At 70.4% G+C, this 15,677-nt stretch carries 13 protein-coding genes; 7 read left to right on the top strand and 6 right to left on the bottom strand.

Annotation, left to right across the window (positions count from 1 at the left end; genetic code table 11):
- Nucleotides 1-97: 97 nt before the first annotated feature.
- Nucleotides 98-1,012: a non-homologous end-joining DNA ligase gene (ligD, locus tag AHOG_RS12500; protein ID WP_093941513.1), complete on the top strand. Its 915-nt coding sequence runs from the start codon at nt 98-100 to the stop codon at nt 1,010-1,012.
- Between the two features lie 1,331 nt (nt 1,013-2,343).
- Complete coding sequence (locus AHOG_RS12495) at nt 2,344-4,044, top strand: BCCT family transporter (protein ID WP_093941512.1); 1,701 nt, start codon at nt 2,344-2,346, stop codon at nt 4,042-4,044.
- A gap of 150 nt (nt 4,045-4,194) precedes the next feature.
- On the opposite strand, the gene AHOG_RS12490 is transcribed toward AHOG_RS12495, so the two are convergent.
- Together AHOG_RS12490 and AHOG_RS12485 are read right to left on the bottom strand one after the other, a co-directional pair.
- Nucleotides 4,195-4,413, bottom strand: a complete 219-nt coding sequence (locus AHOG_RS12490) for a hypothetical protein (RefSeq protein WP_093941511.1) — start codon at nt 4,411-4,413, stop codon at nt 4,195-4,197.
- Between the two features lie 217 nt (nt 4,414-4,630).
- Nucleotides 4,631-6,157, bottom strand: a complete 1,527-nt coding sequence (locus AHOG_RS12485) for a serine/threonine-protein kinase (RefSeq protein ID WP_157736789.1) — start codon at nt 6,155-6,157, stop codon at nt 4,631-4,633.
- A gap of 187 nt (nt 6,158-6,344) precedes the next feature.
- On the opposite strand from AHOG_RS12485, the gene AHOG_RS12480 reads away from it, so the two are divergent.
- A complete protein-coding gene (locus AHOG_RS12480) occupies nt 6,345-7,391 on the top strand; it encodes a methyltransferase (protein WP_093941509.1) in 1,047 nt (348 codons plus the stop codon).
- 305 nt (nt 7,392-7,696) lie between these two features.
- On the opposite strand, the gene AHOG_RS12475 is transcribed toward AHOG_RS12480, so the two are convergent.
- Complete coding sequence (locus AHOG_RS12475; protein ID WP_093941508.1) at nt 7,697-7,921, bottom strand: hypothetical protein; 225 nt, start codon at nt 7,919-7,921, stop codon at nt 7,697-7,699.
- A gap of 858 nt (nt 7,922-8,779) precedes the next feature.
- The gene (locus AHOG_RS12465) at nt 8,780-9,337 is read right to left on the bottom strand and encodes a YceI family protein (protein ID WP_093941506.1); all 558 of its coding nucleotides are present in this window, start codon (nt 9,335-9,337) and stop codon (nt 8,780-8,782) included.
- A gap of 141 nt (nt 9,338-9,478) precedes the next feature.
- Between AHOG_RS12465 and AHOG_RS12460 the strand changes: the two genes are divergently transcribed.
- Nucleotides 9,479-10,186: a TetR/AcrR family transcriptional regulator gene (locus AHOG_RS12460; protein WP_157736788.1), complete on the top strand. Its 708-nt coding sequence runs from the start codon at nt 9,479-9,481 to the stop codon at nt 10,184-10,186.
- 455 nt (nt 10,187-10,641) lie between these two features.
- Here AHOG_RS12460 and AHOG_RS12455 read toward each other — a convergent pair whose 3' ends face one another.
- Complete coding sequence (locus AHOG_RS12455) at nt 10,642-10,845, bottom strand: hypothetical protein (RefSeq protein WP_093941504.1); 204 nt, start codon at nt 10,843-10,845, stop codon at nt 10,642-10,644.
- A 474-nt stretch (nt 10,846-11,319) separates the two neighbouring features.
- Entirely contained in the window at nt 11,320-11,838 is a 519-nt protein-coding gene (locus tag AHOG_RS28480; protein ID WP_157736787.1) for a hypothetical protein, read from the bottom strand.
- A gap of 183 nt (nt 11,839-12,021) precedes the next feature.
- Between AHOG_RS28480 and AHOG_RS28475 the strand changes: the two genes are divergently transcribed.
- The 3 genes from AHOG_RS28475 (at nt 12,022) to AHOG_RS12435 (ending at nt 15,480) form a co-directional block, all read left to right on the top strand.
- A complete protein-coding gene (locus AHOG_RS28475) occupies nt 12,022-12,219 on the top strand; it encodes a DUF397 domain-containing protein (RefSeq protein WP_157736786.1) in 198 nt (65 codons plus the stop codon).
- A 490-nt stretch (nt 12,220-12,709) separates the two neighbouring features.
- On the top strand, nt 12,710-14,002 hold the full coding sequence (locus tag AHOG_RS12440; RefSeq protein ID WP_093941501.1) for a glycosyltransferase: 1,293 nt from the start codon (nt 12,710-12,712) through the stop codon (nt 14,000-14,002).
- Nucleotides 14,003-14,178: 176 nt separating this feature from the next.
- Complete coding sequence (locus AHOG_RS12435; RefSeq protein WP_093941500.1) at nt 14,179-15,480, top strand: glycosyltransferase; 1,302 nt, start codon at nt 14,179-14,181, stop codon at nt 15,478-15,480.
- Nucleotides 15,481-15,677 lie beyond the last annotated feature (197 nt).

The raw sequence follows: 15,677 nt of genomic DNA, 5'->3' as shown, positions 1-15,677 counted from the left end.
GTGGGCGGACCGCCGGACCGTCCCTGACGTCGCGGGCAGCATCCGGGCCCGCGATGACAAGCCCCGTTCCGGCCAGCGACCGCGGAGGAGCAGCGACATGACCCGCCGAGAGCGTGTCGAGATCGACGGCAGGACGCTGACGCTGTCGAATCCGACGAAGGTCCTCTACCCGGCGACGGACGAGCGTGCCGAGATCACCAAGGGCGAGATCGTCGACTACTACCGTGCCGTCGCCGCCACGGCGCTGCCCCATCTGCGTAACAGGCTGCTGACGCTGCGCCGCTATCCCGAGGGCATCGAGTCGCCGGGCTTCTTCCAGAAGGACTCGGGCGGACGGCTGCCCTCCTGGGTGCACACCGTGTCGGTCCCTCATCGGCACCGGGCGGGCTCGGTCCGCCACGTCGTCTGTGAGGACGAGTCGACGCTGGTGTACCTGGCCAACCTCGCCAGCCTGGAGCTGCACATCCGGCTGTGCCCCGCCGATCGGCCGGACCACCCGGACCGGTTCGTGGTGGATCTCGACCCGCCGCCCGGTCACGATCCGAAGGAGCTCAGGCCGCTGGTCCGGCGCGTGAGCGAGCGGTTCGAGGAGACCGGCCTGACGCCGTACGTGCAGACCACCGGCGGCAAGGGGTTCCACGTGATGGCCCCGCTCGTGCCGGACTGCCCGGTGGACGAGGTGCTGGCCGCCGCCCGCGAGATGGCGGCTCGCCTGGCCGAGGAGGACCGACGCTTCACCGTCGAGCAGCGGCGGGACCGGCGGAACGGCCGGGTGCTGCTCGACGTGAACCGCAACGGCCACGCGCAGACGGTGATCGCACCGTACTCGACGCGGGCCAGACCGGGTGCGCCCGTGGCGACGCCGATCGAGCCGCATGAACTGGCCAGGGTCCGACCCGACGCCTATCACGTCGACAACGTGCCGCGTCGGCTGGCGTCCAAGGGAGACCCCTGGTCGGACCTGGAACGGCACGCGGTCTCCGCCGCCGAGCTCCACGCCCGACTGAGTTGAGCCCTGTCGAACGGGCGACGCCCGCGCTCGCACGGCGGCAGGCGACACCCCGCCCCATGGCCCGGAGGGAACCGATGGGAACGCGCGGCGAGCCCGTCGGCCGACACGACCGCTGCCGGACGGGCGGCGACACGCCCGCCCCGAAGAACGGCCCGACAGTCGGAACGGGGCCGGGGTGGCCGGCGCCGCGGGCGCTCGCCGCTGCGGTCGGTCGGTGATCAGTGCGAGAAGCGCCCTGAGAACGCGGTGAAAGATCATGACTCGATAATCGAACACACGTTCGACATGCGCAAGATATCGATCGAGTGGTCCACCGGCGGCCTCGGCAGACGTCAGGAGCCGAGCACAGAGGTCGACGACGGGCACGTCGGCCGGTCCGCATGCCACGGGCTCCCCGGCCTGTCACGCCCTGCGTGCCGAGTGCCGAGCACCGGCCGCGACCGTCGAGTCCCCGTGAGGGTCGCACTCCGCTCAGACGGCGACTCTCGGCGGATGCCGGTCAAGCCGAGCCGGCGAACCCGGATCAGGGGCTCCTTCGTTTAGAACCAGTCGCTCGAGCCCGGCCCGATCGGACCATTCGCTCAGACCCGGTCCGCTCAAGCCTCCCCGGGCCAGGCGTGCTCATGGCGATCACCCCGGCGGAGGACACCGGTCCGCCCGTGTCACCGCTCACACGACGGCACCGAGGCGAGCCAGGACGACCCGCGGGCCCGGCGAAGGAGCGAGTACCACGTGAGGCCCGAGCACGCCGACGACCGCGACCAGCGGGGCCGAATCGATCTGAACACGGAAAGTGACCAACCGTGGGAACGCTCGACCGTTCAAGTGCCGTCGCCGCGAGCGCGCATCCGCGACAGGCCGGGTTCCGGCGCCGCGGGCGGCAAGTCGACGACGAACTCTGATCGCCGTCGTATTGCGATCGGAAAACGATCCGTGACCGGTCCCGGTGCGCCGTGGATTCGCAGACTCCGATGATCAAACGATCTGATCCGACTAATCAACAAGCCGTCTAGCTGGCCATATACCGTTTCAATGGCGAATTTCCGGCGGCTGCCCCAGCGGGTGAGACAGCCTGCGCAGGCCGGTGGCACACCGGCAGATCTTCTCCGATTCGCCACCTGCCGGACGCCGAAGTCAGGGATGATCGTCGCCGGTCCTTCACACCGACTTCAGACCTGCTGGGGGCAGCCACTACGCTGCGTTAGGCAGTTTGCCGTCAACCGTCCGAACTATTGAATCTGGGAGGCGCACGACTCGTGCCCGCGTCAGCACCGAAATCACCACCCGCAGCCGTCGACGACACGACCAAGGTCCCCAAGAAGAAGAGTTCGATGGCGCCCAGAGTCTTCTGGCCCGCCGCCGGGATCATCCTGGTCTTCGTGCTGTTCGCCATGCTCTTCCCCGGAACCGCGCAGGGCGTGCTCGGCGCGATCCAGGAGAACGTGATCGGCGTCTTCGGCTGGTACTACGTCCTGCTGGTCGCCGCCTTCGTCGTCTTCTCCATCTGGGTCGGCGTCAGCCACTTCGGCGACATCAAGCTCGGCAAGGACGACGAGAAGCCCGAGTTCCGCTTCCTCCCCTGGCTCGGGATGCTCTTCGCCGCGGGCATGGGCATCGGACTGGTGTTCTTCGGCGTCGCCGAGCCGCTGGGCCACTTCGCCAGCCCCAAGCCGGGGACGGACCCGAACACGGACCCCACCCAGCTCGCCGAGGGCGCGCTGGTGCAGACCTTCCTGCACTGGGGTCTCCAGCCGTGGGCGATCTACGTGATCGTCGGTCTGGCCATCGCCTACGCCGTTCATCGCCGCGGCCGTCCCGTGTCGATCCGCTGGGCGCTCGAACCGCTGCTGGGCGACCGGGTCAAGGGCAAGATCGGCGACGCGGTCGACGTCATCGCCATCGTCGGCACGCTCTTCGGCGTCGCGACGTCGCTCGGATTCGGTGTGCTGCAGGTCGCCGCCGGCCTGGAATACATCGATCTGGTCGACGATCCCGGTACGACCACTCAGATCCTGCTGATCATCGGGATCACCGCGTTGGCGAGCCTCTCGGTGGTCTCCGGCGTGAAGAAGGGCATCAAGTGGCTGTCCAACATCAACGTCGGCATCGCGGGATCCCTGCTGCTGTACGTGCTGGCCTTCGGGCCGACGCTCTTCCTGCTGCGTGAGTTCATCCAGGCGACCGGCAGCTATCTCCAGAACTTCGTCAGCCTGAGCTTCGACGTGACCGCGATGCAGGGCATGGAGGGCCAGGCCTGGCAGGCAGGCTGGACCATCTTCTACTGGGGCTGGTGGATCTCCTGGGCGCCGTTCGTCGGCGTGTTCATCGCCAGGATCTCGCGCGGCCGCACGGTGCGGGAGTTCGTGGCGGGCGTGCTGCTGGTGCCCACGGTCTTCACGTTCCTCTGGTTCACCGTCCTCGGCGGCACCGCCCTGTACCGCGAGCTCAACCAGGGCGGCGGCCTCATCGGCGCCGACGGATCGGTCGACACCGAGGGCTCGCTGTTCGCTCTCCTGGACGGCCTGCCACTCGGCGGGATACTCAGCATCGTCACCATCGTGCTGATCATCATGTTCTTCGTCACCTCGTCGGACTCCGGCTCGCTGGTGGTGGACATGCTGTCCTCCGGCGGCAATCCCGAACCGCCGACCTGGAGCCGGATCTTCTGGAGTGTCACCGAAGGCCTCGTCGCCATCGCCCTTCTGGTCGTAGGCGGTGAACAGGCCTTGGGAGCGTTGCAGACCATGGCGATCCTCATCGCGCTGCCGTTCAGCGTGGTGATGATCGCGATGGCCGTCGCGTTGTGGAAGGAGTTCAGCGCCGAACGCAAGGAGGCGCTGCGCATCCAGCGCAGGCGTCGCGCGGAGGAGCTGACCGTCCACGTCTCGCGGTCCCTCATCGAGGACGGGCTGATCACCCCCGAGGAGGACGGCGAGAACGCCGACGAGACCGTGACGCCGAAGGCCGGCGGGCCCAAGGCCAAGGTCGAGGCCGTGACGGTGACCACGACGAAGAAGTCCGGCACCGACTAGGCGTCACCGGTCCTGGCGACGTGCCGAGGCGCGAGTGCGGCCCGAACCTCGGGAGCCGCACTCGCGCCTCGGCGTGTGCCTGCCGCGAAGACCAACGTCGGAAGGTCCGAGAGCACACGAGGCAGGCGGACGTCCGCGTGCCGATGATCCTCAGTCGTGTTCGGTGGCCTCCTCGTCGTCGAGCAGCTCCTCGCGCTGCTCGACGACGTCCGCCTCCGCTGCCTCGGCGGGCAGCTCCGCCGCCGTGTCCAGCGGCAGATCCTCGCCCTCCTCGACGCCGCTGCCGACGTCCAGATCGGCGACCTCGCGTTCCTGCTCGGCGAGGTCGGCCTCGTTTCCCGCTGGCTGACTGGGCTCGCTGCCGGTCACGGTTCCTCCACTCGTCGGGCGTGGTCTCCTCGGATGCGCCCCATCATGCCCCCGCGGCCCCGGGTCGGCGCGGGTGTCGACGCCGCGACGGACATCGTCGAACGGCTCCGCCGGCGGGCGCGGAGGCAGCGAACCGGGCCGCGGCGCCTGCGGCGGACGCGCCTCCCGCCACGCGACCGAGGTCCCCCGCACGGCGTCCGGCGTCCAGCGTCCGGGCTCAGTCCTCCGGCGAGGAGAGCATCGAGCCCGTGATGGTGGCGCCGTCGGTCCGGTGCAGAACGCAGTAGCTCAGATTCTCGTCGTTCAGACCGGTGGTGTTCTCGGAATCGGTCGTCCATTCCGATTCGGTGGGCACGATCACCGTGAAGGCGAGGTTGTCCGACTCGTCGGCCGGGAGATCGATCCGGTCCGAGGTGAAGTACAGCTCGCAGAGGCCCGCCGCGTACCGGGTCAGCTCCTCGCGCCCCGGATAGGCCGCCCCGGTGTCGAGGTCGAACGGCCGGTTACGGCGGAAGACCTCGAAGTCGTGGTCCTCCTCGCAGGGCACGGCCGACTCCCGAGTGAACCCCCGCCCCGACAGCGCACCGCTGGCGCATTCCCCGGCCCCGAGGGAGAAGCCGGTCAGCTCGCCGCCCGAACCGTAGGCGACGGCGCCGCCGAGATGCGCCGGGACGTCCTGCACGTCGTCCGCCGAGCCGACCAGGCGAGTCAGGTAGCCGCCGCCGAAGCTCGCGAGCATCACGACGACCAGCGCGCCGACCACGGCGGGCCATCGACGTCGGTTCTTCTCGATCCGCGCGCCGGGCATCGCGTAGCCGCCGCCCGCGGCGCCGTAGTGGCCCGGCGGCGGACCCATCGGGCTGGTGACCTGCTGGGTGCCCGCCGTGCCGAGTGGGCCGGACAGTTCCGGACGTGCGGCGGTGGCGTCGAGCAGTCCCGCGGCCTGTTCGGCGGTGAGACGGGCATGCGGCCGGGTGATCAGCAGTCCCATGATCACCGAGGCCAGCGGCCCCTGACAACGGGTCAGGTAGGGCACGTCGTTCAGGATCGCGTGCAGGGTGGCCGCCGTGGTGGGCCGGTCGAACGGGGCACGGCCCTCGACCGCGTGGAAGAGCGTGGCGCCCAACGCCCACAGGTCGGAGGCCGCGGTGGCGGCGTTCTCGCTGATCCGTTCGGGGGCCATGTAGGTCGCCGAGCCCACCAGCAGTCCGGTCGTCGTCAGACGCGGATCGTCCGCGGCCTGTGCGATGCCGAAGTCGGTGAGCTTCGCTCTGCCGTCGGGCAGCACCATGATGTTGCCGGGCTTCACATCGCGATGCACGATGCCCGCGGCATGGGCGGTCTGGAGGGCGTGCAACAGCCGACGTCCGAGTTCGATCACCTGTGCGGCGGGCAGGGGGCCGTTGACCTGCACCACGTCGGCCAGCGTCGGAGCCTCGACCAGTTCCATGACGATGTAGGTGGCGGCGTTCTCCGACACCACGTCGAAGACGGTCACGATCGACGGATCGTTGAGCCTGCCCGCCGAGCGGGCCTCGCGAAGCACCCGTTCCTCCAGGACGCCGCGTTCCTGCTGAGGCACCCCCTCCGGGGGACGTAACTCCTTGACGGCGACGTTCCTGCCTATCACGGTGTCCTCGGCGCGCCAGACCACTCCCATGCCGCCGCGCCCGATCTCCTCCATGAGGACATAGCGACCGGCGAGGCGACGCCTTGATCGGGTGGAGGCGTCCTGATCGGTCACCCTCAGTCTCCTTCTTGACAGTGCGGTTCACACGTTCGGCAGCGTGATTTCCCGCAGGGAGGACAGCGAGTCATGCTACTGAGACTCGTGACCGACTCATCCGGTTTCCCCACTCGGCGGCATCCCGCCACGACCGATCACAGGCCTACGCTCGACGAGGACCGTCACGGAACCAGTCAGGGAGTGGATGATGCACGAGCAGGAATCGGCGCCCGACGCCGCCCGGCAGGCGACCTCACTGATCTTCGGCTTCGCGTTCTCCCAGATGCTCGGAACCGCCGTGCGGCTGGGGCTCCCCGACCTGATCGGCGAGACGTCGAAGACGGTAGCCGACCTCGCCGCCGAGACGGGCACCGACCACGACTCGCTACGCAGGCTGATGCGGGCGCTCGCGCAGCTCGGCGTCGTCACCACGACGGGCGACGACTCGGTGGAGCTGACTCCCCTCGGCAGGCTGTTCCGCGGCGATGCCGAGTTCTCGCTGCACCCGATGGCGGCGTTGTACGGCGATCCCGCCTGGTGGCGTGCCTGGGGCTCGTTGGAGGCGTCGATCCGCACCGGCGCACCCGGCTTCGACATTGCCTTCGGCAGCGGCTTCTTCGATCACCTGGACACCGATCCCGCGCTGGCGGGCCGGTTCCATCGCGCGATGAGCACGCTCTCGCGGATCCAGATCCCGGACGCCGTCCGAGGAATCTCGTTCTCACCGGGTGAACGCCTGGTCGACGTCGGCGGCGGGGACGGCACCCTGCTCGCGGCGATCCTGGCCGCGGAACCGAGTCTGCACGGCACCGTGTTCGACACCGAGGGGGCGTTGAGCCATGCCGAGGAGATGCTGCGCACGGCAGGGGTGGCCGATCGAGCCGACGCCGAGGCGGGCGACTTCTTCGAGAGCGTTCCCGCCGGGCGGGACGTCTACCTGCTCAAGAACATCCTGCACGACTGGGACGACGAGTCCTGTGTCCGCATCCTGCGCAACTGCCGGACGGCCGTCGCGCCGACCGGTCGGATACTGGTGGTCACCGCGCTGGTTCCGGACTGGGATCGGGCGCGCGGCGACGCGAACCTCATGACCGCGTTCGGCGACATGGAGATGCTGGTGATGACGACCGGCCGGGAGCGCACCATCGGCGAGTACGAACGGCTCTTCGAACAGGCGGACCTGCGCCTCGGGGAGACCACGACGCTGTCGACCGAACTCGACTCCCACCTGGTGACCGCCCTGCCACGCTGAGCGAGGAGACGTGCCCCGCCGAGCGGCGGGGGCGTCGGTGGGCGCGGGTGAGTTCATCGTTGAACGCGCCGCCGCCCGGGCGGGCATGCCCCGGCGGGAAGCCGACGGCGCAGCCCGCCGGACGGTCCTCGGACGAGTGGTGCACGGCCGATTCCACCGCGATCAGCGCGAACCACTCCGCGGCCGGTCGGGTGCCCTGATCCTCGGGCGGCTGACTGCCGCCATGACGCCCGAGGGATCTGCCTGCGGCCGGACGTCGACGACACCCGGCCGTGCGATGCGCGAGAGTTCGTCGCTCCCGGGGTTCATCGCACCGCGGCCAGCCGTGCCTTGGGACGGGGGCGCGTCGCCTCGAGACAGCGCAGGCAGCGCTGCTCGTCGAAGTAGCAGACCTCGATGGGCTCTCGATTCAACGGCGAGAAGGCGACGGTGGACTCGCAGACCGGAGTGACGAGGTTGTAGCCGTCCCAGTCCTCCTCGGCGAGATGGGTGTCTCCAGCGCGGACGGAACGCACGAACCAGGCGTACATGAGGACTCCGGATTGACGGGCGAACCTCGGTGCGACCGACGGATTCGCGGGTACGACAGCGGGACTCCCCACGTCGTGGGACGACACAGGCCGGTCGATGACCGGCGGTGATCTGTCGACCGCACTCACGACGACGCCGATTCGGCGACTGCCGCGCCGGGCTAAGTCGAGATCGGCCGGACCATGCTGAGACGACGGTCCACCGACGTCCATGTGATCACCTCCAGAAGAAGCGGCCGAGGGCCGACCTTCAGCTTGGTACGCATTCCGGCCTCGTGGTCGGGTTACACCCGGACGTGCTACCCGATGTTGAGCCGGATGGAGTACCCGTCGGTCTCGAGGAGCCCGACGTCCAGGTCACCGCCGAGATTCGTCGAGCCCGCGGCAGCCGACCGGTGTGGCTTCCCCGACGCCTGTGGACGGTCCCGGGACGCGCTCCGAGGGTCGCAGGCGGGGGATGCGGGGTCGACATGGTCCGCATCATCGCGTCGTCGGTCGGATTTCGCATGACGATCTCGCGCGGCGTCGTCGGCCTGGTGCACGGGCGAAGGGCGCCGACGAGCTCGGTTCGGCGGTGCCGGGCCGCGAGACGGCGGGGCGAGACGGACGGGCGTGGCGGAGGACGCGACGGAGGCGGCGAACGGGAGGTCGAGTACCCGACAGTCGGCCCGCCGGGTCGACTCGACGATGCGGCGTCCGACCGGATCGGGCCGACCGGCCTCCGCAGGCCGAGGACGCCGACGTCGTCGCCGTCGCGGTAGGACGAGAGGGCGACGACGCGAGGCGCACGGCCGGCGATCCGACCCAGACACCGCTCTTGCGGCGGGAGCCGGCCGATGCGCCCTCGATACGCGATGATCAGGCGTCGAGAGAGGCCTCGATCTCCAACTGGATGGTGATCTTCTCGCCGATCACCACGCCGCCGGTCTCCAACGGCTGGTTGAAGGTGATGCCGAAGTCTCCCCGATTGATCTCCGCCCTCGCGGTGAGGCCGACGCGAGTGCCGCCGTGGTTGTCCGGGCCGAAGCCGCCCAGCTCGACGGTCAGCGGGACGGACCTGGTCACGTCCTTGAGGGTCAGCTCGCCCTCGATCACCGGCTCCTCGCCGTCGAGCCGGACCGCGGTGGACCGGTAGGTCATGGTCGGGTACTTCTCGACCTCGAAGAAGTCCTTGGAGCGAATGTGTCCGTCCCGGCCCTCGTTCCCGGTGTGAATGGAGCTCAACGCGATCTCGGCGGTGACGGTGGAGTCGGCGGGGTCGGCCGCCGTGACGAACTTCCCGGAGAACTCGGTGAACCGGCCGCGCACCTTGCTGATCATCATGTGTCGCACCGAGAAGCCGATCTCGGAGTGCGCTTGGTCGATCGTCCAGGTGCCGACGATGTAGCCGGGGATGGACGAGGCGGGGTTGGACATACGAACTCCTTCGAGGAGACGAGACGAACCAGACGCGACAAGCGGACGAGATTCTTCCGATCAGCGCCAACCTAGGGTGTCCGCGTGTCGATGACAAGGAATCCGGAGGGTTCACGTCCGCCTCCACGTAGGCTGAGCGGCATGAGCTCCGGGACGGCGGACGAGCAGGCCCGCCCCGGCTCCTCCCCGGCCGGGCGACGACCGAGGCGGGACGCCGAACGCAACCGCAGGCGCATCATCGCCGCGGCCCGCCAGGCGTTCGCCGACCACGGCATGGACGTGTCGATGGAGGAGATCGCCCGCCGAGCCGAGGTCGGCGTCGGGACCCTGTACCGGCGTTTCGAGACCCGAGTCGACCTGGTGGAGACGGTGTTCCTCGCCAAGACACACGAGTACCTGGCGGCGGCGGAGGACGGCCTCGGCGCCCCCGACGGCTGGAGCGGCTTCGTCGGCTACCTGACCCGGATGTGCGAGCTGCAGGCGGCCGACCGGAGCCTGACCGACGTCCTCACCGTGACACTGCCTGACTGCCCCACGATGCTCCGCGTTCGCGAGCGGCTGTACGCCGCACAGCAGGCGCTGCTGGAGCGTGCGCAGCGGGAGGGCTCACTGCGCGCCGACCTGGTGGCGGCCGACGTCGTACTGCTGCTGCTGGCCAATGCAGGCGTGGTGCAGGCCACGGGCAGTACCGCGCCGGATGCCTGGCGACGCACGCTGGCGCTCATGCTGGCCGCGCTGCCCGCCGGAGCGGGGCCCGCGCTGCCGTGCCCGCACGGACCGGAGAGTCTGTCGTCCGAGTTCCAGGCTCCCAGAGCGGGCCGAAGGCCCGGGCTGTCGGAACTACGCTGAACTGGCCTCTCCATCCGGCGACGGCCAGTCGATCGATCCAGCAGCCGCCGCGGTGCCCTTCCCGCCCCGGGGCTCCGGGCGGCGCCCCGCTCCGCATCGGCGATCACCGTGGCCTTCCATCCGGCGCCCTGTGGAGCGCCGGCCCGCCCTACGGCCGCCCGGTCCGAATCACCCCGGATGTCCACCTGATCGGCGGAGCCGGCCGGGCCTGGTCCGGGCCGATGAATCAGGAGTACCCCCTGCGGCCCCGGCGCCCCTCCCCCTGGCGTCGGGGCCGTTCCCGTCTCCTGTCGGCGCGCCGCCGCGCGATCCGACAGGCCGCCTTCGCACCCTCGCGGCCGCGAGCGGCGGAACGTCGACACCGCGCGGCCTCGAAGCGCGCCGCGAACACCGAGTCGGCCGCCCGAGACGGGACGATTCAGCCGACGACGGGACGGCCGCCCGCGAACCGAGGCTCACCGGATCACCGACGAGTCGAGGCACGGCGGGTCGAACCAGGTGTCGATCCGCCCCGCGGCCAGGCAGCGGACACAGGTCCAGGTTCGATGGCCCAGGATCTCGGGAGTGCAGTCACAGGGATGCCAGCCGACGAGCAGCTCGCCGGGGAGAAGCCGATGCCGTCCGCTCGGACACGTCGGAGGCCATCGGGGTTCGCTCATATGTTCGATGCTGCGGGGCCGAAGGTTGTGATCGCAACACGACGGCGGTCACGTCCGATGACGTGTCTCACCTGCGACGATCTTTCCTTCGCCTCCGCGGAGGCGTCCGATGCGCACCCCTCCTGTCAGCAGGCCGCGAACTCCGGCCGCATCCGTGCCCGCGGCCGTCCCATTCTGCCGACCGCACGTGGGCGCCGCTGTCGAACATGGGGGAGGCGGTGCCGCCGACCGGGGCACCGCCGCCTCGGTCGGGGTCCGAGCGTTCACGGAGGCAGTGCGACATGCCGGGGATCGAGGCGTCACGGTCTGGCCGTGACGCCTCGAGGTCTGCCGGACGTGGAACGGCCCCGACGTACGGGGAAGTCGACCGTCGGGGCCGTCTATCCGCGATTATCGGCACACCTGACCGGCGGCCGGCTAGGCCGACCGGATGATCTCTCGCGGCGCCGGCCGTCGTCGGCCGAGCCTCTCACCTCACATCCGGTCGTCCACGGCAGGCGGTCCGGCCGCGTCGAGCTGCGCGGCGCAGGCGTCCCGCACCAGCACTCGCAGCTCCGAGGCCACGCCCGCCCAGTCGTCGTCCCAGGCCTCGTCCACGCCGAAGGCACCTGCCAACGGCTGTTCGTAGACGTCGTCGGCGAAGTCGACGGCGCAGAGCACCTGATCGACGACGCCCGCCACCCAGCGTTCGTCGACCCGGCCGTCCAGGCACAACCGTGCCAGATGGTGGAAGCACACCTCGGCGGCGTCGAGCATCGTCGCGGGCGGCACGACGGCGATCTCGTCGAACACGGCGGGAAGCAGGTCGCGACTCCGTCTGGTGTCGTCGGCGCCGAGTCCGGCGAGTTCGCGCAGGCAGGGTCCGTCGTGACCCTGTGCGAGCCATTCGGCGGCCCACCATGGAACCCGTTCCGCCGCGAGCAGATCGAGCACCCACCAGGCGGCCACCTGCATCGGCGGCGGAGTCTCCGATTCGAGCCCTTCGATGATCACATCGCTCCTTCTCGACCCGTCCGAGCCGCGTCTCCATCGTCTCGTGACGGCCGGGATCGATCATCGGCCGAACGGTGGAGGGATCGAGCAGGCCGGGACACGCCGCCGGTGCGGGCGACGTCGGGCGGCGAGGGGTCTAGGGTGGAAGGCGAACCCTCTTCAAGAACGCGGAGGGAGCCACCGATGGCACATCACGGCCTTGGCGTTCGACGATCCGTGCACAGCCCGCTGGGCACGCCGCAGGTCGAGATCGCACAAGCACCAGGCCTGACCTGCATCCGCGATGCCAAGCATCGCCAGGGCGGCACCGTGCAGGTCACCAGGAAGGCCTTCCTCGCCTTCGTCAAAGCCGTCAAGGAGGATCGGCTGCGCCGCGACTGAGCGTGTGACCGCGGCGCCGCGCGCGGCCGCGCCTCGTCCCGGCCGTGCTCCGTGTGAACGACTTCGGCGTGGTGCGCTCGCGACGGCCGAGGCGTCGACCACCCCGGCCGCGGGCATGAGACGGCGAGCGGACTCCATCGCAGCCGCGGCGGACCCGCACGGCCTCGTGCCGCCCCGTGCGGCACCGGCGACGGATCACGGCATGCCCACGACTCGACGCAGGCGGCCCGGACAAGAACATGTCCTCCATTCAATGAATTACTCCGCCCGGCATACGGCGCGGCACCAGAACTCCCGTCGGCCGTCGATTCGCAGGCCACGACGCGGCCGACGGACCATCGGGCGGTCGGCCGGCAGATCAATCGGGCCACGCCCCGACCGAAGCCGGAGATCGATGCGGTATAAAACGGTGATCACCTCGGTCTGCCGCCGTCATTCCCGACGACCTCGGAAAGGCCGGGCGCCCCGCCACGACGAGGAGCACAGCACAGTGACCAGGGTGTTGATCGCCGCAGTGCCGATTCACGGGCATGTGACGCCCATGCGTGCCATCGCACGGAATCTCGTCGAACGGGGGTACCCGGTCACCTTCCTGACCGGCCAGGACTTCCGGGAATCGGTCGAGCGCACCGGAGCCCGATTTCGATCGCTGCCCTCAGAAGCCGATCTGACCGGACCCGTCAACGAGCTGTTCCCGGAACGGGACACCGGGGCCCTGCGGCGGGAACAGATCGAATTCGACATGCGATTGACCATTCACGGACTTTCCGGTCAGCACGCGGCGATGCAGGAGATCCTCGCCGAGGCGGACGGCGAACCCGTGGTGCTCGTGCACGAGACGCTGTTCATGGGCGGCTGGCCGGTACGGCTGGGGGCGCCCGGTCTGCGACCGGCCGGGGTCGTCGGCATCGGCGTGATCCCGGTCCCGATCAGCAGCATCGACCACGCGCCCTGGGGAATGGGGCTGCCGCCGGACAGCTCGTCGGAGGGCCGCGCCCGCAACAGGTTCCTCAACGACGTGGCCGCCGCCGAACTGCAGGCGGGGGTGCAGCGGGAGCTGGCGGCAGGCCTGGCGGCGCTCGGAGCCACCGAGGAACCGCCGCTGATGTTCGACGGCCTGGTCGCCATGCCCGACCGCTTTCTCCAGCTCACCATCGGGAGCATGGACTATCCCCGCAGCGACGCCCCGCCGCGGCTGCGGCACGTCGGCGCGCTGCCCGCGGAGCCGCCCGAGGACGTCGAACTCCCCGAATGGTGGGACGAGCTGATCACCGCGTCGCGGGTGGTCGTCGTGACGCAGGGCACCCTGGCCAACGCGGATCTCTCCCGGCTGATCGAGCCCGCGGTGCGAGCGCTGGCCGACCTCGACGCGCTGGTCGTCGTCACCACCGGAAGCGACGTCATCCCCGACCGGCTGCCCGCCAACGCGCGCGCCGCCCGATATCTGCCCTTCGACCTGCTGCTCCCCCACGCCGACGTACTGATCAGCAACGGCGGCTACGGGGGCGTTCATCGAGCGCTGTGGCACGGCGTGCCGATGGTGCTGGCAGGCGACACGGAGGACAAGGTCGAGGTCGGCGCCCTGGCCGCGTGGGCGGGCGCGGCGATCAACCTGGCGACCGGCGATCCGGACGAGGCGGACATCCGCAAGGCCGTCGACGCCGTGCTGACCGATCCGACTCATGCCCGGCGGGCCGAGGAACTGCGAGCCGAATGCCTGCGGCAGGACCCGCACGGCACGATCGCCGCCGCCGTCGAGGAACTGGCTCGGCGGACGGAGTGACGGACCCGAAGGTCACGCGCTCCGGGCCGCGGCGCCCTGCGCTCGCGGCCGTCTCGACCGGGCTCTCGGGTCCGCGGGATTCCAGGCCGCCGTGATCGCCGTTCCGCCGTCGGTCGCACGGGCCTCGCGTGGACGTCCTAGCCTGATGGCCGCGAGGATCGCTCGCGAGCAGTCTCATGGGGGCAGGCGACACGATGGCCAGGGTGTTGATCGCGGCGGTGCCGTTCTTCGGGCACGTGCGGCCGATGCGGTTGATCGCCGCCGACCTGGTCGCACGCGGCCACGCCGTCACCTTCCTGACCGGCGCGGCCTTCCGCGCCGCTGTGGAGGGGACCGGCGCTCGATTCGTCCCGCTGCCCGCCGAGGCGGACGTCCGGCCCGATCGGTTTCCCGATCGGCGGCGGATCCCGACCGGGCCCGCCCGGCTGGAGTACGACAATCAACACCTGTTCGTCGCGCCGATGGCCGCCCAGCACGCGGCGCTCCAGGCGCTGCTGGCCGAGGACGCCGCGCCGGCTGTCCTCCTGCACGACACGATGTTCCTGGGCGCCTGGCCGGTCCGGCACGGCGCTGCGGGCGTCCGGCCCGCCGCGGTCGTCGGGATCGGTGTGATGCCGCTGCCCATGAACAGCGCGGACCATCCGCCCTTCGGCAGCGGACTCGTCCCGGACGACTCCGAGGAGGGGCGCGCGCGCAGCCGAGTACTCACCGAGAAGGCCGAGGCGGCCGAGCGAGCGGGATCGCATCGGCTGCTGACCCGGGCCTTCGAGCGCCTCGGGGCCGCGGAACCGCCGCCGCTGCTGTCGCAGGGTCTCGTCGGAGTGCCGGATCTGTTCCTCCAGCTCAGCATCGAGAGTCTGGAGTACCCGCGCGGCGACGCACCGTCGCACCTGCGCTACATCGGGGCGCTGCCGCCGGAACGCGGCGAGGCGCGGGCGCTGCCCGTGTGGTGGGACGACGTGACCAGGGCGAATCGGGTGATCCTCGTGTCCCAGGGCACCATCGCCAATGACGATCTCGGCAGGCTGATCGAGCCCACCCTACGAGCGCTGGCCGATCTCGACGCCGTGATCGTCGTCGCCACCGGTCGCGACGCCGTACCCGCCACGCTGCCCGCCAACGCGCGGGTCGCCGAGTTCATCCCCTTCGACACCGTGCTCCCCCATGTCGACGTGCTGGTGAGCAACGGCGGCTACGGCGGTGTCCAGCAGGCGCTACGGCACGGGGTTCCCCTGGTGCTGGCGGGCGACACCGAGGACAAGATCGAGGTCTGCGCCAAGGTCTCCTGGGCCGGGGCCGCCGTCAGCCTGGGCACCGGAGACCCGGACGAGGCGGACATCCGCAAGGCCGTCGACAGCGTCTTGGACGATCCGCTCTGCCGCGACCGGGCACGGGAGCTCCGAGCCGAGTACGAGGCGCACGATCCCCGCGTCGCGATCGCCGACGCCGTGGACGGCCTGGCGGTCCGCCGCGGCTGAGGTCTCGCCGATCGGCGGCGACAGCCGCGAATCACGAGAAGGGGCGGCGGTCGTGCCGCCGGACCGAAGGACGACGCGCCGGGCGGTCCGGTCCGGACACCCCGACGGCAGACTCGTCGGTATCGGACGAGTATCCGCGAGCGTCCCGGCGGTTCATGATGAAGGCTGCCCCGGATAGACCACAGCGGACGTCGCCG

Origin of the sequence: Actinoalloteichus hoggarensis, assembly GCF_002234535.1 — a bacterium.
In the GTDB taxonomy this organism is placed as follows: domain Bacteria; phylum Actinomycetota; class Actinomycetes; order Mycobacteriales; family Pseudonocardiaceae; genus Actinoalloteichus_A; species Actinoalloteichus_A hoggarensis.
This window is presented reverse-complemented; position numbering and strand designations above follow the sequence as displayed.